This is a genomic window from Streptomyces sp. AHU1 (assembly GCF_045343905.1).
In the GTDB taxonomy this organism is placed as follows: Bacteria; Actinomycetota; Actinomycetes; order Streptomycetales; family Streptomycetaceae; genus Streptomyces; species Streptomyces triticiradicis.
Map to the genome: position 1 here is coordinate 8,155,915 of NZ_CP174283.1, position 17,943 is coordinate 8,173,857.

Consider the following 17,943-nt stretch of genomic DNA (forward strand, 5'->3'; position numbering starts at 1 on the left):
CGCGTCGGGAGCGGCGAGCGGGCACGGTCCCGGACCGCCGGCGTCCGCCCGCTTCACCGAGAGCGGAACGCCGGTCCCTTCCCCCGCGGCCGGGCGCTCCTAGGCTGGAGGGGTGAGCGACCACGTGACGGACGAAGCCCGTGTCATCCCGCTGCGCCCGACGGCGCCCGACGCCCCGGCCCGGGCACCGAGGCCACCGGCGCTCGCGCCGCGCCGAGGCCCCGCGGTCCCCCTGGCTCCCGCTCCCGCCGCCAAGGAGCCGTTGTGGCGCGACCTGGTCGGCGACGTCCTGCGACGCGAGCGGCTGGCCCAGGAACGCACGCTCAAGGACGTGGCCGACGCGGCCCGGATCTCCATGCCCTATCTCTCCGAGGTGGAGCGCGGCCGCAAGGAGGCCTCCTCGGAGGTCCTCGCGGCGGCCGCGCGTGCCCTCGGCCTCGGCCTGACGGAGCTGCTGTCGCTGGCCCAGCGCGAGCTGACCCGGCACACCCGGGCCGAGTCCGTCCGGGGCCGCTCCGTCGTCACCCCGTCCGCGGCCGGCCCGTCCCCGTCCGCGGTCCCGCGCCACGACGGGATGTGCCTCGCCGCCTGACACCGGTCCGCCCCGGCCGGGCCGGGGCGGAGGTCAGACCACGGCGAGCCGACGGCTCAGGATCTCGTCCGCGAGCCCGTACTCCACCGCCTCCCGCGCCGTGAAGATCTTGTCGCGGTCCATGTCCACGCGCAGCGTGGAGACGTCGTGGTGGGTGTGCCGGGACAGCACCTCCTCGACCTGCGAGCGGATCCGCAGCATCTCCTTGGCCTGGAGGCTGAGGTCCGACACCGTGCCCTGCCGGCCGCCGCTCGCCGGCTGGCCGAGCAGCACGCGCGCGTGCTCCAGGACGAACCGCCGCCCGGGGTCGCCTCCGGCGAGCAGCACCGCGGCGGTGGAGGCGGCCTGCCCGACGCAGAACGTCGAGATCGGCGCCTGCACGAAGGTCATCGTGTCGTAGACGGCCATCAGCGAGGTGAACGAGCCGCCGGGCGAGTTGATGTAGATCGCGATCTCGCTCTCCGGGCTCGACGACTCCAGATGGAGGAGCTGCGCGATGACGACGTTGGCGACCCCGTCGTCGATCTCCGTGCCGAGGAAGATGATCCGCTCGGACAGCAGCCGGCTGAAGACGTCGTACGACCGCTCGCCCTGCGGGGTCCGCTCGACGACGTTCGGAATCGTGTACGTACCCATGTCAGAGTCCCGCCCGTCGCCGTGGGGCGGCCGGGCGGACGTCGGCGAGCGACTCCACGACCCGGTCCACCATGCCGTACTCCCTGGCCTGTTCCGCCGTGAACCAGCGGTCGCGGTCACCGTCCCTGGAGATCGTCTCCTCGCTCTGGCCGGTGTGTTCCGCGGTGATCCGTTCGATGGCCCGCTTGGTGAACTCGAGGTTCTGCGCCTGGATCTCGATGTCGGCGGTGGTGCCGCCGATGCCCGCGGACGGCTGGTGCATCATGATCCGCGCGTTCGGCAGGGCGAAGCGCTTGCCGCGCGTTCCCACGCTGAGCAGGAACTGCCCCATGCTCGCGGCGAATCCCATCGCGAGCGTGGAGACGTCGTTGGGGATCAGCCGCATGGTGTCGTAGATGGCGAGCCCGGCGGTCACCGAACCCCCGGGGCTGTTGATGTACAGGCTGATGTCGGCGCGCGCGTCCTCGGCGGACAGCAGGAGCAGCTGGGCGCACACCCGGTTCGCGGAGACCTCGTCGACCTGGGTGCCCAGGAAGACGATCCGCTGGGCGAGCAACTGCGCGGCCAGGTGGTCGTCGTAGCGGGTCGGGGGAGTGTCGCCCTCCTCGGCCCGCGGTGCGTGGGCCGGGTACCGGACGGTGATGGGGGGAGCCATGGTTCCTCCTCGTCGTGAGGCGGCGGGTGCCGCCGTCGGCTCCACTCTGGGTCCGAAGGAGGCGCCGGACCGGATTTCTCGGCCCGCGGCAGATTCGCTGTCGGCAGAGCCGGAAGGCGCCCTCCCGGCGATCCGCGCGATCCGGCAGGCCGGCGGGTCCGCGAGGCCGTGCGCGCGCGGCCGATGAGTTTTCGGACCAGGATCGGTCGACAGAGACGACGACGCTTTCCCGACCGAGGAGGTCCGCATGCCCGCCGACGGTTTCACCACCTGTCTCTGGTTCGACGGCCAGGCCGAGGAGGCCGCCCACTACTACGTCTCGGTCTTCAAGCACTCCCGGCTCGGCCGGGTCGGCCGCTACACCGAGGCCGGGCCCGGGACCCCCGGTTCCGTGCTGGCCGTCGAGTTCGTGGCCAACGGCCAGAAGTTCGTCGCGGTCAACGGCGGCCCGCAGTTCACGTTCGACGAGGCGATCTCGTTCCAGGTCCACTGCTACGGCCAGGAGGAGGTGGACCACTACTGGAACAAGTTCGTCGGGGACGGGGGCGAGGCGGGTCCCTGCGGCTGGCTGAAGGACAAGTACGGACTGTCCTGGCAGATCGTCCCGGACGGGCTCGTCGAGCTGCTCGGCGACGCGGACACGGAGAAGGCCGCCCGTACGGCCCAGGCGATGTACAAGATGACCAAGCTGGACATGGCGGCCCTGGAGAAGGCGCACGCGGGGGAGTAGCCGGCGGCCGGCGCCCCGGCCCGGCCGGGGCGCCTCAGGCCGGGTGGTGGCGCGGGTGGATCCGGGCCGCCAGCACCGCCACGTCGTCCTCCGCGTGCCGGGCGTCGAGCTCGGCGAGCACCTCGTCGAGCAGGTCGTCGACCCCGGCGCCCGGCGGGAGACGCAGTGCGGCCAGCCGTGCCAGCGACTCGTCGATGTCCTCGCCGCGGCGCTCGACGAGACCGTCGGTGAACATCACCAGGGTGTCGTCCGGGGAGAGCCTGCGCACCACCTGCTGGTAGCCGCCCACCCCCGTGCCCAGCGGCGGCCCCACCGGCAGCGGCAGCAGTTCGCCGGAGCCGTCACCGGCGAACACCACCGGGGGCAGATGTCCGGCACCCGCGATCACCGCGGTGCCGCGCGCCGGATCGACACGCACGAGCAGACAGGTGGCCGGGCGCCGGGTGCCGTCCTCGGCGACCGCCGTGTCCAGACGGCGCAGCACCCGGTGGGGCGGAAGATCCGTGGAGGCGACGTAACGCAGCATCGAGCGGTACGCGGTCATGTCCACCGCGGCGTCCAGGCCGTGACCCATCACGTCGCCCACGACCAGCAGGGTCCGCCCGAAGTGCAGCCGTACGGCCTCGAACCAGTCCCCGCCCACCAGGGAACCGCCGCCCGCCGGCAGGTAACGGGTGGCGAGGTCGAGGTTCGGGTGCGGCCGGCCCGGTGCGGCGAGCAGCGCCCGCTGGAGGTCCAGGACCGTGCCGCGGAGGGACGCGTGCCGCCGGGAGTGGCCGAGGTGCACGGCGGCGAGGCGCGCCGCGTGATGGACGCCCGACAGGTCGGCGCCGGTGAACGGCGCTCCCCGCCGGACGGCGAGCAGCACCCCGTACAGGCGCCCGTGCGCCGACAGCGGCACGGTCATGACCTGCCGGGGCGTCCGGCCGGACAGGTCGATCGAGGCGGCGACCGGACGCCCCTCGTCGAGGGCGCGGACGGACAGGGGGCGCGGGCCGTCGGGCGGGGTGAGCAGCGGGGTGCGGCCGGCCTCGGCCACGCGGGCGAGTTCCGGGGCCGGGGAGCGGCGGCCGGCCGGCACGTCCGTGGGCAGCAGGTCCACCGCGGCGGTCTCGCAGAAGCGCCGGCACACGAACGCCACGAGTTCCTCGCAGGTCGTCCGTTCGTCGAGCGTCGTGCCGATCGACTCGACGGCGTCCTCCAGGGCGTTGGACGGCATCCCCGCACCCGTCGTCCCGTCGCCTCGGCCCGCCATCGCACCTCCACCGCAGCACGCGCCCGGTTCCATCCACGCACGGGGGCGGTCCGCCCGCATGCCCGGGCCCCGCCGGGCGGCCGTTCACCGCGCGGCCCGGGTGAAGCCTGGCTAGCGTGAGCAGGCAACCGTTCACCGGACAGGAGAAGGTCGGGTCATGGCCGTACAGCCTGAAGGAACGCCCTGCTGGGCGGACGCGATGTTCAGCGATGTCGAAGGGGCCAAGAGCTTCTACGGGGACGTGCTCGGCTGGACGTTCGGCGAGTCGTCCTCGGAGTACGGGAACTACACACAGGCCTACTCGGGCGGCAGGGCGGTGGCCGCCGTCGTGCCGCCGATGCCGGGACAGGAGGGCCAGTCCGCCTGGTGCCTGTACTTCGCCTCGGCCGACGCCGCCACGACCACGGGGAAGGTCAGGAGCCGGGGCGGCGAGGTGCTGATGGAGCCGATGGAGGTCGGGGAGTTCGGCACCATGGCGCTGGTCCGGGACCCCGGCGGGGCCGTCTTCGGTATCTGGCAGGCGGGCGCCCACGAGGGCTTCGAGGTGACCGGCGAGCCCGGCGCGTACGCCTGGGCCGAGGTCTTCACCCGTGAGCCGGAGAAGTCCGACGCGTTCTTCCCGGCCGTCTTCCCCTTCACCGCCCAGCAGATGCAGGACGACTCCGTCGACTTCCGCGTCTTCAGCATCGGCAGCACTCCGGTTCTCGGCCGGATGAGGATGACGGACGACTTCCCGCCCGAGGTTCCGTCGTACGTCAACGTCTACTTCTCCGTCGAGGACTGTGACGAGGCGGTGGCCAGGGCGACCGCGCGGGGCGCGGTTCTGCGCTTCGGGCCGATGGAGAGCCCGTTCGGGAAGTTCGCCGCGCTGAGCGATCCACAGGGCGCGGCGTTCTCCGTCATCGACATGAAGACGACCCAGGGCGAGATGCCCGGGATGACGGACGTGTCCTGACGCCCGTCCGTGGCCGCCGCCCCGCCGGTGACCGGCGGGGCGGTTGCGCCGGTCACCGATCGGCGCGCGGGGACCTCGCCGGGGCGTGGCATGATCGGGGACATGCCTGAACGTGTTGTTGCCGCCTGTGACGGGGCTTCGAAGGGAAACCCGGGACCCGCCGGATGGGCCTGGGTCGTCGCCGACGGGGACGAGGCCCCGGCCCGATGGGAGGCGGGGCCGCTGGGTACGGCGACGAACAACGTCGCCGAACTGACCGCGCTGGAACGCCTGTTGACGGCCGTCGCCGCCGATGTGCCGCTGGAGATCCGGATGGACTCCCAGTACGCGATGAAGGCCGTCACGACCTGGCTGCCGGGCTGGAAGCGCAAGGGCTGGAAGACGGCCGCGGGCAAGCCCGTCGCCAACCAGGAACTCGTCGCCCGGATCGACGAACTCCTCACCGGCCGCTCGGTGGAGTTCCGTTACGTTCCCGCCCACCAGGTCGACGGCGACCGGCTGAACGACTTCGCCGACCGCGCCGCCAGCCAGGCCGCGGTGGTGCAGCAGCCCGCCGGCAGTGAGCTCGGGTCCCCGGAGCCCCCCGCCTCCCCCGACACCCCGGCCGCCTCGGGGGCCGCCCGCCGCCGCCCCGCCGCCCGGACCTCCCGGCAGGGAACGTCCAGCCGCACCATCAAGGCCAAGTTCAACGGCCGTTGCGTGTGCGGCCGTTCCTACGCCGCGGGCGAGCCCATCGCCAAGAACGCCCAGGGCTGGGGTCATCCGGAGTGCCGGACCGAGGCGCAGGGCGGAGCCTGATCCGGCACCGTTTCCCGTGACGCGGGCGCGTCCTCGCGCCCGCGCCGCGGCCGGGGTCAGACGGTGTCGAACGTGTAGAACGCGGAGTGGTCGAGCAGATCGGACGGCCGGGTGTCGTTCCACGGCTTCATCGTCTCGCCGAGGTCGACGACGTTCGGGGTGTCCTTGAGCGGGAGGTAGCCGGAGCCCGGGTGCCGGCGCTGCCACTGGGCCCACAGCCTGTCTATGAAGGCGTGGTGGAGCCAGAACACCGGATCGTTGGGGGAGACGCCCGTGGACATCTGGCCGCCCACCCACACGTGCACCCGGTTGTGCAGGTTGACGCCCCGCCAGCCCTCGAGGTGATTGCGGAAGCCGTCCGAGCCGCTGTTCCAGGGCGCCATGTCGTACGTCGCCATGGCGAGCACGGACTCCACCTCGGCAGGTGTCGGCAGTTCCCGGACCCCGCTGCCCAGTGACCTGCGCAGGTAAGTGCGGCTGTCGACGCGGACGTTGATCGGCCAGTTGCCCGTGGAGGCGGCGAACGGGCCGTCCATCACCCGGCCGTCCAGGCTGCGTCCGGTGCCGCCGAGGAAGTCGGGCGCCCACAGGGAGGACCGCGTGGTGCGGTCGGTGCTCCAGTCCCAGTAGGGCAGCGCCACCGAGGGGTCGACGGCCTGCAGGGCCCGCTCGAACTCCAGGAGGAATCTGCGGTGCCAGGGCAGGAACGACGGTGAACGGTGGCCCGTCCGCTCGCCGTTGTCGGTGTCGCCGAGGATGAACGCGTTGTGCGTGGTGACGAAGGTGTCGTACTTTCCGCTGCGCTTGAGCTGCAGCAGCGCGTCGACGAATCGCCGCTTCTCGTCGGCGGTCAGGTTCGCCTGGTTCTTGCGTACGGTCATGTGCGGGACTCCACGATCTGCTTACGGGGTGGGTCAGTTGGCGGCGAAGGGCACGAGCGGCGCCCCCTGCAGCTCCACGACGGCGGCACGGGCCGCGTCGCGCGGGGTGGGCACGGGGTCGTAGTGGCTGACGACGCTGATCCAGCTGCCGTCGGCGTTGCTCATCACGTGCAGTTCGGCGCCGTCGATGAACACGGCGTACCCGCCGCCGTGATGATGACCGCCCCCGGTGACCGGGCGGCCCTCTATGCGGCGCCCCCGGAACACCTCGTCGAAGGGTTGCGGGCCGCCGTGGTGGTGCCCGTCCATGGACTTCCGTGACGTACCGGGTCCGTTCGGTGCCGCGGACGCGGAGGGTGCGGCGAGGGCCTGGACGCCCGCGCCCGTGGCGAGTGCGGCGGCGGCCCCGAGGACGCGGCGGCGAGTGAGCTCCGGCATGCGGAGACCTCCTGTGATCAGCTGTGTCGATGACCCGATATGCCTATCGGGTCGTCAAACAACGGGAGAAATCGCCGAATGTCGGTTGGCCGTGATCCGGACAATCGCGTACATGTCGTGCAGGATTGAACGAAGATGATCTTGCTGTTCCGGGTGCCCGCGGTGCGGGGGTGAACGGAAATCCTCCGGCGGGGAGGCCTCGCGCGGATGATCTTGCGGTCGCGGGTGCCGATCCGTGGCGCGGCTCACGCTCGTGATCTGGCGTGAACTGCGGGTATGGCACCCGCTGCTACTCTTCGTGCTCAATCGACCGCAATGTGCAACATAGGGGAGTGCGCGTGAAGATCGCGTGCGTCGGTGGCGGGCCCGCAAGTCTGTACTTCTCGATCCTGATGAAGCTCCAGGACCCGTCCCACGACATCACCGTCCACGAGCGGAACCCGGCCGGATCGACGTACGGCTGGGGCGTGACCTACTGGGCGGGACTGCTCGACAAACTGCGCGAGGGCGACCCGGCGTCCGCGCTCGCCGTCAGCGAGAACTCGGTGAGCTGGAGCGACGGCGTCGCCCATGTCGGCACCCGTACGACCGTGGCCCCGGGGGACGAGGGGTTCGGCATCGGCCGCCGCAAGATGCTCGACCTGCTCGCGGACCGGGCGCGGTCCCTCGGGGTCCGCGTCGAGTACGAGAGCGAGATCGCGGCCGACCGGCTGCCCGGAGCCGACCTCGTCGTCGCCGGGGACGGGGTCAACAGCACCCTGCGCGAGCGCCACGCCGACCACTTCGGCAGCGAGATCAGCCACGGGCGGAACCGCTACATCTGGCTCGGCACGACCAAGGTCTTCGACTCGTTCACCTTCTCCTTCGTGGAGACGGAGCACGGCTGGATCTGGTGCTACGCCTACCGGTTCGAGGACGACCGGAGCACCTTGGTCATCGAGTGCTCCCCGCGGACCTGGACCGGCCTCGGGCTCGACGGCGCGGGCGAGACCGAAGGCCTCGCGCTGCTGGAGGAACTCTTCGCCGGCCTGCTGGACGGGCACGGGCTGATCGGCCGGGCGCAGACCGACGGGGCGGCCCGGTGGCTCACCTTCCGCACCCTGACCAACCGGACCTGGCACCGGGGCAACCTCGTCCTGCTCGGCGACGCCGCCCACACCACGCACTACTCGATCGGCGCCGGCACCACCCTCGCCCTGGAGGACGCCATCTGTCTGGCGCGGGCGCTGCGCGAGCACGCGGACCTCGAGACCGCCCTCACCCGCTACGGGCGGGAACGCAGGGCCGAGCTCCTGTCGGTGCAGAGCGCCGCCCGCCACAGCGCCCAGTGGTACGAGAACCTGCCGCGCTACATCGGGCTTCCGCCGGAGCGGATGTTCGCCCTGCTCGGGCAGCGTCACTCGCCGCTGCTGCCGTACGTCCCGCCGCAGCTGTACTACCGGATCGACCGCGCGGCCGGACGGCTGGAGGCGCTGCGCCGCTTCAAGCGCTGGCTCGGGCCCAGGGTCGCCCGCGGAGTGCAGGCCCGCGCCCAGCGGTAGCCGTACCGGCCGGTGCCGGCGGCGGCCGGTGCCGACGGTGGCCGTACCGGTCGGTGCCCGGCTCGCGGGCGGGGCCGGTGCCTCGCGAGAAGTGGATCCCTCTTGGGGTGAATGGCGATTCACCGTTATGGTGAATTGTCATTCACCTCTTTTCCGCGTCTACTTCTGGAGTGCAGATGGCGGCCCTGCGCGAGCGGCTCGCGATACCTGTCCTGGCGTTCGGCGGGATCCTCATGGCCGTGATGCAGACGGTGGTCGTCCCGCTGCTGCCCGACCTGCCCCGGCTGACCGGGGCCTCGGCGGGCGCGGTCTCCTGGACGGTGACCGCGACCCTCCTCTCCGGAGCGGTGCTGACCCCCGTCCTGGGCCGCGCGGGAGACATGTACGGCAAGCGGCGCGTGCTGCTCATGGCCCTCGGGATGATGACGGTCGGCTCGCTGATGTGCGCGCTCACCTCCCACATCGGCGTCCTGATCGTGGCGCGGGCGCTGCAGGGCGCCGCCGCCGCCGTGGTCCCGCTGTCGATCAGCATCCTGCGCGACGAGCTGCCGCCGGAGCGCACGGGTTCCGCCGTCGCGCTGATGAGCTCCACCGTGGGCATCGGCGCCGCCCTCGGCCTCCCGCTCGCCGCCCTCCTGGTGCAGTACGCCGACTGGCACGCCATGTTCTGGGCGACGACCGCGCTCGGCGTCCTCGGGACGGCCCTGGCCTGGTGGGCGGTGCGCGAGTCGCCCGTACGCGAGCCCGGCCGCTTCGACACCCTGGGCGCGCTGGGCCTGGCCGCAGGCCTCGTGTGCCTGCTGCTCGCCGTGTCCCAGGGCGGCACCTGGGGCTGGACCAGCCCCAGGATCCTCGGCCTGTTCGCCGGCTGCGCGGCGATCCTCACGCTGTGGTGGTGGCAGCAGCTGCGTGCCGAGCGCCCCCTCGTCGACCTGAAGCTGGCCGCCCGTCCGCGCGTGGCCCTGCCGCACGTCGCCGCGCTGCTCACCGGCTTCTCCTTCTACGGCAACTCGCTGGTCACCGCGCAGCTGGTGCAGGCGCCGAAGGCCACCGGCTACGGACTGGGCCTGTCCATCGTGGCGACCGGTCTGTGCCTGCTGCCCGGCGGGGTGACGATGCTGCTGCTCTCGCCCGTCTCGGCGCGCATCTCGGCGGCCCGCGGCCCCCGGATCACCCTGGCCCTCGGGACGGCGATCATCGCCTCCGGCTATGTCCTGCGGATCGCCGACAGCCGCGATCTGTGGGCGATCATCCTGGGCGCCACGGTCTGCTCGATCGGTACGACCTTCGCCTACTCCGCCCTGCCCACCCTGATCCTGCGCGCCGTGCCCGCCGGACAGACCGCCTCCGCCAACGGCGTCAACGTCCTGATGCGCACCATTGGGCAGGCCGTGTGCAGTGCCGCCGTGGCCGCCGTGCTCGTGCACCACACGAGCCTCGTCGCGGGCGCCCCGGTGCCCACCCTGCACGGCTATCTGCTGGCCTTCGCCATGGCGGGTACCGTCGCACTGGTGGCCTGCGCCGCCGCACTGTCGATACCCGCCGACCCCGCCTCCCGCGAGACCCCGCGAACCGGCCGCCCCACCGGCGCACCCCGCGACGAGGCCCTCGAAGGAGCCTGAGCACCGTGACCACCCCGCACTCCGGTCCCACGGCGTCCCCGGTCGTCCCGGGGCCCGGCGAGCAGCCGGCCGCCGCTCCACCGCCGGGGGAGCCGGAACCGACGCCCGCCCCCCGCCGCGACGCCGAGGCGAGCAGGGCGGCGATCCTGCGCGCGGCCCGGTACCTGCTGGCCCGGCACGCGCACGCGGACATCACGCTGAAGGCGGTCGCCGACCGGGCCGGGGTGAGCGCGCCGCTGATCCTGAAGTACTTCGGCAACAAGGACGCGCTGTTCGCCCGCGTCATGTCCTTCGAGTCCGACGCCGACGCCCTGCTGGACGCCCCGCTGGAGGAGCTCGGCCGGCACATGGTCCGCCACCTCCTGGAGGGCCAGACCCGGCGCGGTGCCGACCCCGTCCTGCGGATCGTCTTCGCCCCGCTGCAGGGGGAGCAGGGCGAGACACTGCGGGCCAACTTCCGCGCCCAGGTCAGTGAACGGCTCGCGGGGCGGCTGAGCGGGCCGGACGCGGGGCTGCGCGCCGAGCTCGCCGTGAGCACCCTGCTCGGCCTCGGCGTGATGTACGGGATCGCCCGGGGCCCGCACCTGCGCGCCACCACGGTCGACGACATCGTCGACCGGTACGCGCCCGCGGTGCAGGCCCAGCTCGCGCCCTGAGCCGGATCGGACGCGCGCTCCGCGGAGCGGCGAGGCGTCACGTCACGGTCACCAGAGGACGGGACCCGCCGCGTCGAAGAAACCGCCGCTCGGTCCGTCCCGGCCGATCCGGGCCATGCGCACGATGATCCCGGCCCCCTCCTCCACGGTCTGCGTCCCGGTGTTGCCGTTCAGGTCGGTGGCGGTGAAGCCCGGCTCCACGGCGTTGATCCGCATCCCGGGGAACGCCTTCGCGTACTGCACGGTGATCATGTTGACGGCGGTCTTGGACGACGGATAGGCGACGCCGGGGTAGGCGTGGGCGGGGCTCGTGGGGTCGGTGGCCCCGGCCAGCGAGGCCAGTCCGCTGCTGACGTTCACCACGACCGGGGAGGCCGAGCGCCGGAGCAGGGGCAGGAAGGCGTGGAGGACCCGGACGACACCGAAGACGTTCGTCTCGAACAGTTCGCGCATCGCCTTGGCGGTCACCTCCGCCGCGCCGATCACGCGGTTCCCCTCGCCCCGCCCCTCGACGCCCGCGTTGTTGACGAGGACGTCCAGGCCGCCCCCGGCCTCGACGGTCCTGGCCGCGGCGGTCACGGACGCGTCGTCCGTGACGTCGATGACGACCGGGCGGGCTCCGATCCCGGCGGCCGCGCGCCGGCCGCGCTCCGGGTCCCGGCTGCCCAGGTAGACGGTGTGGCCGGCCGCGACGAGCCGGCGGGCGGTCTCGAGGCCGAGACCCTTGTTCGCTCCGGTGACGAGTGTGGTGGTCATGCGTCCAGCGTCCGGCCGCGCGTCGCGGACAGCCAGGAGCCCGCTCTTCCTGGGACCGCCGGTACCAGGCGGGCCCGCCCGGGCGGGTGCACAGTGGGTGGCATGGTGAACACGGAGTTCGGGCGGACGGTGCGGCGCTGGCGCGACCGGGTCACACCGGAGGCCGTCGGGCTGCCCGGCGGCGGGACGCGGCGCGCGGCCGGGCTGCGCCGCGAGGAGCTGGCCCTGCTCGCCGGTATCTCGGTCGACTACGTCACCCGCCTCGAACAGGGGCGGGCGGCCCACCCCTCGGAGCAGGTCGTCGAGGCACTGGGCCGGGCGCTGCGGCTGTCCGGGGCCGAGCGCGAGCACCTCTTCCAGGTGGCCGGGCTGGTGCCGCCGGGCCGGGGCACGGTGCCGGCCCACATCACTCCGGGCGTCCACCGGCTGCTCGACCGGCTGAGCGGGACACCCGTGGCGGTGTACGACGCGGCCTGGACCCTGCTGCTGGCCAACCCGCTGCACGCGGCCCTGCTGGGTGACCCCTCGGGGTGGCGCGGCAACGAACGCAACGGCGTGTGGCGCGCCTTCGTCGGTCCCGGCAGCCGGGTGCGGCACACCCCCAGGGAGCGGCGCGCCTTCGAGGCGACGCTCGTCGCCGACCTGCGCGCGACCGCGAGCCGGTACCCGACGGACCGGCGCCTCGGGCAGCTGATCGAGGACCTGTGCGCCGAGAGCGTGCGGTTCGCGGAGCTGTGGGAGTCCGGGGCCGTCGCCCGCCACGAGGCGTCCCGCAAGACCATCGACCATCCCCAGGTCGGAGCCGTGACGCTGGACTGCGACGTGCTCAGCGTCGCGGGCGGCGACCTGCGGATCATGGTCTACACCGCCGAGCCCGGTACGGAGGACGCCGAACGCGTCGCCCTGCTCGGCGTCCTCGGAACCCAGGCCCTCGTGGAGTGATCCCACGCTGACGCCGGACAGGCCCTAGGAGCCCCGCCGTTCGGCCAGTACCTCGCGGATCACGTGCTCGGCGTTGTCCGCGATCACCGGGTTCGTGGTGCGGTAGTACGGGAGTTGGGCGAGGGCCATGGACAGGGCCCAGCCGCGTCCCCGTGCCCACCCGGCGTCGTCGGCGCCGGCCGCGTCCCGGAAGACGGGCCTCGCGGCGGCGGGCAGGAGGTTCCAGGCCGGGATGAAGTCGCAGGCCGGGTCACCGGTGCCGAGGGTGCCGAAGTCGAGGACGGCCGTGAGGCGGCCGTCGTGGACCAGGAGGTTCATCGGCATCAGGTCCGCGTGGAGCCAGTGCGGCGGCCCCGTCCACACCGGCGCGGACAGCGCCTCCTCCCAGGCCGCCGTCGCGGCCCCGGTGTCGATGGTGCCGCGGAGGTCCTCGATCGCCGAGCGCGTCTCGGCGTCCACCGCGGCCAGGGGCGTGCCGCGGTAGGAGGCCGGTCCCCCGGGCAGGTCGATTCCGCGCAGGGCCGCGACGAACGCGCCCAGATCGGCGGCCAGTTGCCGGGTGTCGACCGGCGCACCGGGCGCCGGGGTGTCGCCGTCGAGCCAGCGCACCACGGACCAGTGCCACGGGTAGTCCGCGGCGGGCGTGCCGAGGCCGAGCAGCTCGGGCACCGCGAACGGGAGCATCGGGGCGAGCCGCGGCAGCCACGCGTGCTCCTTGAGCGCGTCGCCGGAGCCGTCCGCGATCCGCGGGAGACGGACGGCCATGTCGTCGCCGAGCCGGTAGACGGCGTTGACCGTACCGGCCGACCGCACGCGTCTCAGGGGCAGTTCGGCCCACCGGGGGAACTGCTCGGCCAGCAGACGCCGTACGAGCGGGCCGCCGATCCGTGTCTCACCTGCGTGCATCGGGGCCGTGGGCAAGGGTGGCCTGCTTCCGGTGGGGGCTCTGAAGCCGCCGTCCTGTGGCCGTCCGGACCGCCGCGCAACGTGTTTTGAGGCGACCGAGCAACCTTCCGGACATGATCGTCGTCTTGACGGGCAACGGGCGCGTGCCACGCGACCCTTCCCGAAGCCCCTTCACGGACGGAAAGCCGGTTCACTATACGCCTTGTGTATACACCTCATGTATACGCTGCGTGCATAGGCGGATCACTGCACGTCACCGCCCTGGAGGGGTCGACAACAGCATCACCACCGGCCGATCCCGTTCGCGGGCGGACGGTGGCGGACGGAAAGGCATTCATGTACGGCAAAGCCTTCGCCCCGGAGTACCAGGGCGCCTTGACCACCTTGTCGGTGAACTCCTCGCTGACCGATGTCCTCGCGGCGGGCACCGAGCAACTGCGCGCCGCCGAACGCGCCGGAGCCCGGGCCGAGGCCGCCCGGTCGGGCCTCGCGGTCGCCGAGGCGCACCGCAGGCTCGGGCAGGTGACGGACGCCGACCGGGCGTGGAAGGCGAGTTACCGCACCGCCCGGGAGGCCGGGGACGGCGCCGCGATGGCGTGGGCGCTGTGGAGCGGCGGCACCCTGGCCCGCCAGCGCGGAGCGTTCCCCCTGGCGTGGCGGCTGCTGCGGCTGGCCGCCGAACTCGGCGGACGGGCGGGGGACGTGGTCGTGCGCGGCTACTCGCTGGCCGGCATGGCGGAGACCGGCCGCATCCAGGGCGACTACGCGGCCGTGACCGCGCTGCACGAGCAGCTGCTGGCCGAGGCGCGCAAGCGCGGCGAGGCCCGGCACACCGTGTGGGCCCTGGAGGGCATTGCCCAGATCCACCGCAACACCGGCGCGTACGACAGCGCCTACGCGATGTTCGAGGAGGCGGCGGAGATAGCCGCCGGCGCCGAGGACCGGCGCGGTCACGCCTGGGCGCTGCGAGGACTCGCGGACATCGTCTCCGTACGGGACGGGGACACGGAGCGCGCGCTGGAGCTGCTGAGCGAGGCCGAGACCTCCTGCCGCGCGATGAAGCTGTCCGGAGCGCTCGCCTACAACCACAAGATGCGCGGCAACGTCCTCTACCGCGCCGGACGTTACGAGCAGGCCCGTGAGGTGTACGCGGGCGCCCTCGCCGAGTTCGAGGCGATGAGCGAGCCGCGCGGCACGGCCCTGTCCCGCCTCGGGCTGGTCAAGTCCCTCGCCCGTCTCGGCCGTGACGGCGCCGAGACCGCCGCGGAACTCGACGAGCTGGCCGGGCTGCTGGAGCGCATCGGACTGCGGCACGCCCACCGGATGGTCGAACAGGCGCGCACGGAACTCGGGTTGACGACCGGAACCGGCGAGACGGAGGCCGCGCGATGACCTCGACGGCCCTCGACGTCTCGACCGTCCCGGCGGTCGTCACGGTTTCCGCGGCGGCCGCGGACCGCGCGGCCCCGGAGGACCGGACGCCACCGGTCACCCCCGGGTCCCCGCCCGCCGCGCGGGTGCTGCACCGTTGCCGCGAACTCGCCGCTCCCGCGCTGGCGGAGGCGATCGGCACGCTGCACCCCTGGGTCGCCGAGATGGCCCGGTACGCGTTCGGCCGCTGCGAGGTCGGTGGTGCCCCCGCCGACCACGGCCAGGGCAAAGGGGTGCGGCAGGCGCTGGCCGTCCTCGGGGCGGAAGCCGTCCGGGGCCCGGCCGAGGCGGGTGTGCCCGCGGCCGTCGCGGTGGAGCTCGTCCACGTCTTCTCGCTTCTCCACGACGACATCATGGACGGTGACGCGCTGCGCCGCGGGCGCCCCGCCGTGTGGAAGGCGTACGGCACCGGTCCCGCCGTCCTCGCGGGCGACGCGCTGTTCGCGCTGGCCGTCGAGACCGTGGCTCTCGCTCCCCGATCCGGCTCCGCCGTACGGCAGTTGACCTCCGCGCTCGGTGACCTGGTCCGCGGCCAGGCCGACGACCTGCTGTTCGCCGACAGGCCCTGGACCGGGCCGGACGCGGTCCGGGTGGCGGAGTACGAGGTGATGGCCGAGCGCAAGACCGGTGCCCTGCTCGGCTGTGCGCTGGCGCTCGGCGCCCGGCTGGCCGGAGCGCCGGACCCGGCCGTGACCGCGCTGGACCGCGCCGGACGCCATCTCGGCGTCGCCTTCCAGATCGCCGACGACGTGCTGGGCATCTGGGGCGACCCGCAGGTCACCGGGAAGCCGGTCCACGGCGACCTGCGGCAGGGGAAGAAGACCCTGCCGGTGCTCGCGGCGCTCGGCGGCGCCGGGTACGGCGAACTCGCCGAACTCCTCGCGGCCCCGCACTCCTTGGACGCTGCCGGGGTCCGCCGCGCGACCGCCCTCGTCGAGCGGGCCGGCGGACGCGCGGCGGCCGTGCGCGAGGCGCGCCGTCACCTGGCCGCGGCGGAGGCGCTGCTCGCGGGGCTTCCCCTCGCCCCCGGGCCCGCGGCGGAACTGCGTACCGTCCTGTCCGCCCTCGCCGACCGCGCGATCTGAGACCTCCGCGTTCTCGGACCCGCCCCGGCGGCCGTACCCACCTTGTCCGTCAGCCCCGCACGCACGCACGCCCGTCCCGTCCGCTCCGGGACCGGGCACGTGCGACATCGGTCACATGCGGGCGCTGATCGGTCCGGCCAGGCAACCGCCGTATTCCCCCGCACATCTGTCCGGTCGGGAGCCGACAGCCCCCGCGGCGCCCGACGGCGCCGCGCCGCAAGGCGGTTGGTGACCCCGGCCGCCCCCGTGCAAAGGAACTCCGTGCGTAGACCCCACATACGCCACGTGGCGATCGCCGTCGCCGTGACGACGGCCGCCACGCTCCCCGGTCCCGCCTTCGCGTCCGCGCCCGCCGGACCCGCCCGCACGGCGGCCCCGGCCTCCTCGCCGGTGGACACCGCCAGGGCCGCGGCGTTCGCGCACGCCTCGGCCACCGGTGTCACCCGCGGCGACACCCTCCGGGCCAAGGACGTGATGACGGACCCGGACGGAAAGCGGCACGTCCGCTTCGTCCGCACCCACCAGGGCCTTCCCGTCCTCGGCGGCGACATGGTCGTCCACCTCGGCGCGCGGGGCGAGTACCTGGGCGTGACCCGGGCCGCCGACCACGTGGTGAAGCCGTCCACCGTCGAGGCGGAGCTGACGCCCGAGCAGGCGGAGCGCAAGGCCGAGGCCGTCGCGAAGGGTGACGCGGGCACCGCCCGGCTCGTCGTGGACGGCCGCGACGGCGCGGCCGCCCTCGCCTACCAGGTGCTCGTCACGGACAGCGAGACCACGGAGACCGGCGGGTCGACCACGGTCGTCGTGGACGCCCGCACCGGCCGGATCCGCAGCAACACCCCGAACACCGACGAGTTCATATCGCCCTCCCTGGCCGCCACGCTGCGCGAGCACGGCGAGAGCGCGACCCCGCAGACCGGCGTCGCGGCCGGTGCCGCCGGGCTGTCCGGTCTCACGGGCATCGCCGCGGCGGGCCGCTACCCGGCCACGGCCAAGGGGAGCGGAGCCTCCCTGTTCGCCGGCAAGGTGTCCCTGACCACCACCCGGACCGCCCGGAACAGCTACCTGCTCAAGGACCCGACCCGGTGGAACACCGAGACCCGGGACGCCAAGGGCCAGGAACTGGAGTCCTTCGCGCGGGGCAAGGCGTTCACCGACGGCGACAACAAGTGGGGCAACGGCGCCACCTCGGCCCGGACCACCGCCGCCGTCGACGCCCAGTACGGCATCACCCAGACCCTGGACTTCTACAAGAAGACCTTCGGCCGCAAGGGCATCAAGAACAACGGCACCGGTGCCCGCGGGATGGTCCACTTCGGCGACAAGGTCGGCAACGCCTTCTGGGACTCGTACTGCAACTGCATGGCGTACGGCGACGGTGACGGCCGGGTGTTCAAGAAGCCGCTCGTCGTCCTCGACGTCACCGGCCACGAGCTGACCCACGGGGTCGTCGACGCGACCGCCGCCCTCGAACCCACCCGCGTCGACGACGACGGCAACCAGTACGGCGAGGCGGGTTCCCTCAACGAGTCGCTCGCCGACATCTTCGGCTCGGGCGTCGAGTTCTCGGCGAACAACCCGAAGAACCCGCCGAACTACCTGGTGGGGGAGAAGCTGGGGCTCGCCCAGAAGTTCCTGCGCCGCCTCGACCGCCCGTCCCTCGACGTGCTGGAGGAGACGGTCGACTACTGGTCGCCCGCCGCGTACGACACCGAGGTGCACGCCGGTTCCGGTGTCTCCTCGCACGCGTTCTACCTGCTCGCCGAGGGCAGCGGCCGCAAGACGATCAACGGCGTGACGTACGACTCGCCGACGTACGACGGTTCCCGCGTGACCGGGATCGGCCGCGCCAAGGCCACCGCCGTCTTCTACCGGGCGCTCACCCGCTACATGGTCTCCACGACCGACTTCCACGACGCCCGCAAGGCCACGCTGAAGGCCGCCGCCGACATGTACGGCGCGAACAGCCGCGAGCGCAAGGCGGTGGACGAGGCCTGGGCCGCCGTCAACGTCACGGCCGCCAACACCCCGGCCGTCCGCCGCTGACGCAGGCTCCGGCAGACG

18 protein-coding genes are annotated in these 17,943 nt (G+C 73.2%); 11 read left to right on the forward strand and 7 right to left on the reverse strand.

The features are described from left to right. Positions 1 to 112: 112 nt before the first annotated feature. Complete coding sequence (locus ACICHK_RS35980) at positions 113 to 592, forward strand: helix-turn-helix domain-containing protein (RefSeq protein ID WP_406840208.1); 480 nt, start codon at positions 113 to 115, stop codon at positions 590 to 592. Between the two features lie 33 nt (positions 593 to 625). On the opposite strand, the gene ACICHK_RS35985 is transcribed toward ACICHK_RS35980, so the two are convergent. Beyond that, the gene (locus ACICHK_RS35985) at positions 626 to 1,228 is read right to left on the reverse strand and encodes a ClpP family protease (protein WP_406840209.1); all 603 of its coding nucleotides are present in this window, start codon (positions 1,226 to 1,228) and stop codon (positions 626 to 628) included. A 1-nt stretch (position 1,229) separates the two neighbouring features. Next, entirely contained in the window at positions 1,230 to 1,883 is a 654-nt protein-coding gene (locus tag ACICHK_RS35990) for a ClpP family protease (RefSeq protein WP_151473909.1), read from the reverse strand. A gap of 247 nt (positions 1,884 to 2,130) precedes the next feature. Between ACICHK_RS35990 and ACICHK_RS35995 the strand changes: the two genes are divergently transcribed. Beyond that, positions 2,131 to 2,613 (forward strand): VOC family protein, encoded by a 483-nt coding sequence (locus ACICHK_RS35995; protein ID WP_406840210.1) that lies wholly within the window; start codon positions 2,131 to 2,133, stop codon positions 2,611 to 2,613. A 34-nt stretch (positions 2,614 to 2,647) separates the two neighbouring features. Here the strand turns inward: ACICHK_RS35995 and ACICHK_RS36000 are convergent, their stop codons facing one another. Beyond that, positions 2,648 to 3,868 (reverse strand): PP2C family protein-serine/threonine phosphatase, encoded by a 1,221-nt coding sequence (locus ACICHK_RS36000; protein WP_406840211.1) that lies wholly within the window; start codon positions 3,866 to 3,868, stop codon positions 2,648 to 2,650. 157 nt (positions 3,869 to 4,025) lie between these two features. Between ACICHK_RS36000 and ACICHK_RS36005 the strand changes: the two genes are divergently transcribed. Continuing rightward, positions 4,026 to 4,823, forward strand: coding sequence for a VOC family protein (locus tag ACICHK_RS36005; protein WP_406840212.1), 798 nt, complete (start codon positions 4,026 to 4,028; stop codon positions 4,821 to 4,823). A gap of 90 nt (positions 4,824 to 4,913) precedes the next feature. Beyond that, the gene (locus tag ACICHK_RS36010; protein ID WP_406840213.1) at positions 4,914 to 5,621 is read left to right on the forward strand and encodes a ribonuclease H; all 708 of its coding nucleotides are present in this window, start codon (positions 4,914 to 4,916) and stop codon (positions 5,619 to 5,621) included. Positions 5,622 to 5,677: 56 nt separating this feature from the next. On the opposite strand, the gene ACICHK_RS36015 is transcribed toward ACICHK_RS36010, so the two are convergent. Together ACICHK_RS36015 and ACICHK_RS36020 are read right to left on the reverse strand one after the other, a co-directional pair. Continuing rightward, positions 5,678 to 6,502 (reverse strand): tyrosinase MelC2, encoded by an 825-nt coding sequence (locus ACICHK_RS36015; protein WP_151473913.1) that lies wholly within the window; start codon positions 6,500 to 6,502, stop codon positions 5,678 to 5,680. A 33-nt stretch (positions 6,503 to 6,535) separates the two neighbouring features. After that, positions 6,536 to 6,940 carry a tyrosinase cofactor gene (locus ACICHK_RS36020; RefSeq protein WP_406840214.1) on the reverse strand — a complete coding sequence of 135 codons (405 nt, stop codon included), beginning with the start codon at positions 6,938 to 6,940 and terminating at the stop codon, positions 6,536 to 6,538. Between the two features lie 338 nt (positions 6,941 to 7,278). Between ACICHK_RS36020 and ACICHK_RS36025 the strand changes: the two genes are divergently transcribed. From ACICHK_RS36025 to ACICHK_RS36035, 3 genes are all read left to right on the forward strand, one after another. Further along, positions 7,279 to 8,481 (forward strand): FAD-dependent monooxygenase, encoded by a 1,203-nt coding sequence (locus ACICHK_RS36025; protein WP_406840215.1) that lies wholly within the window; start codon positions 7,279 to 7,281, stop codon positions 8,479 to 8,481. A 176-nt stretch (positions 8,482 to 8,657) separates the two neighbouring features. Further along, positions 8,658 to 10,103 carry an MFS transporter gene (locus ACICHK_RS36030; protein ID WP_406841409.1) on the forward strand — a complete coding sequence of 482 codons (1,446 nt, stop codon included), beginning with the start codon at positions 8,658 to 8,660 and terminating at the stop codon, positions 10,101 to 10,103. 143 nt (positions 10,104 to 10,246) lie between these two features. After that, positions 10,247 to 10,759 (forward strand): TetR family transcriptional regulator, encoded by a 513-nt coding sequence (locus ACICHK_RS36035; protein WP_225860947.1) that lies wholly within the window; start codon positions 10,247 to 10,249, stop codon positions 10,757 to 10,759. Between the two features lie 48 nt (positions 10,760 to 10,807). Here ACICHK_RS36035 and ACICHK_RS36040 read toward each other — a convergent pair whose 3' ends face one another. Next, positions 10,808 to 11,515: an SDR family NAD(P)-dependent oxidoreductase gene (locus ACICHK_RS36040; protein WP_406840216.1), complete on the reverse strand. Its 708-nt coding sequence runs from the start codon at positions 11,513 to 11,515 to the stop codon at positions 10,808 to 10,810. 102 nt (positions 11,516 to 11,617) lie between these two features. Between ACICHK_RS36040 and ACICHK_RS36045 the strand changes: the two genes are divergently transcribed. Beyond that, positions 11,618 to 12,457 (forward strand): helix-turn-helix transcriptional regulator, encoded by an 840-nt coding sequence (locus ACICHK_RS36045; RefSeq protein ID WP_406840217.1) that lies wholly within the window; start codon positions 11,618 to 11,620, stop codon positions 12,455 to 12,457. 24 nt (positions 12,458 to 12,481) lie between these two features. On the opposite strand, the gene ACICHK_RS36050 is transcribed toward ACICHK_RS36045, so the two are convergent. After that, positions 12,482 to 13,363 carry an aminoglycoside phosphotransferase family protein gene (locus ACICHK_RS36050; protein WP_406840218.1) on the reverse strand — a complete coding sequence of 294 codons (882 nt, stop codon included), beginning with the start codon at positions 13,361 to 13,363 and terminating at the stop codon, positions 12,482 to 12,484. 336 nt (positions 13,364 to 13,699) lie between these two features. On the opposite strand from ACICHK_RS36050, the gene ACICHK_RS36055 reads away from it, so the two are divergent. From ACICHK_RS36055 to ACICHK_RS36065, 3 genes are all read left to right on the forward strand, one after another. After that, complete coding sequence (locus ACICHK_RS36055; RefSeq protein ID WP_406840219.1) at positions 13,700 to 14,755, forward strand: tetratricopeptide repeat protein; 1,056 nt, start codon at positions 13,700 to 13,702, stop codon at positions 14,753 to 14,755. Further along, positions 14,752 to 15,879 (forward strand): polyprenyl synthetase family protein, encoded by a 1,128-nt coding sequence (locus ACICHK_RS36060; RefSeq protein ID WP_406840220.1) that lies wholly within the window; start codon positions 14,752 to 14,754, stop codon positions 15,877 to 15,879. The genes ACICHK_RS36055 and ACICHK_RS36060 overlap by 4 nt, the downstream gene beginning before the upstream one ends. A gap of 261 nt (positions 15,880 to 16,140) precedes the next feature. Then, positions 16,141 to 17,925: a M4 family metallopeptidase gene (locus ACICHK_RS36065; RefSeq protein WP_406840221.1), complete on the forward strand. Its 1,785-nt coding sequence runs from the start codon at positions 16,141 to 16,143 to the stop codon at positions 17,923 to 17,925. Positions 17,926 to 17,943: the final 18 nt, after the last annotated feature.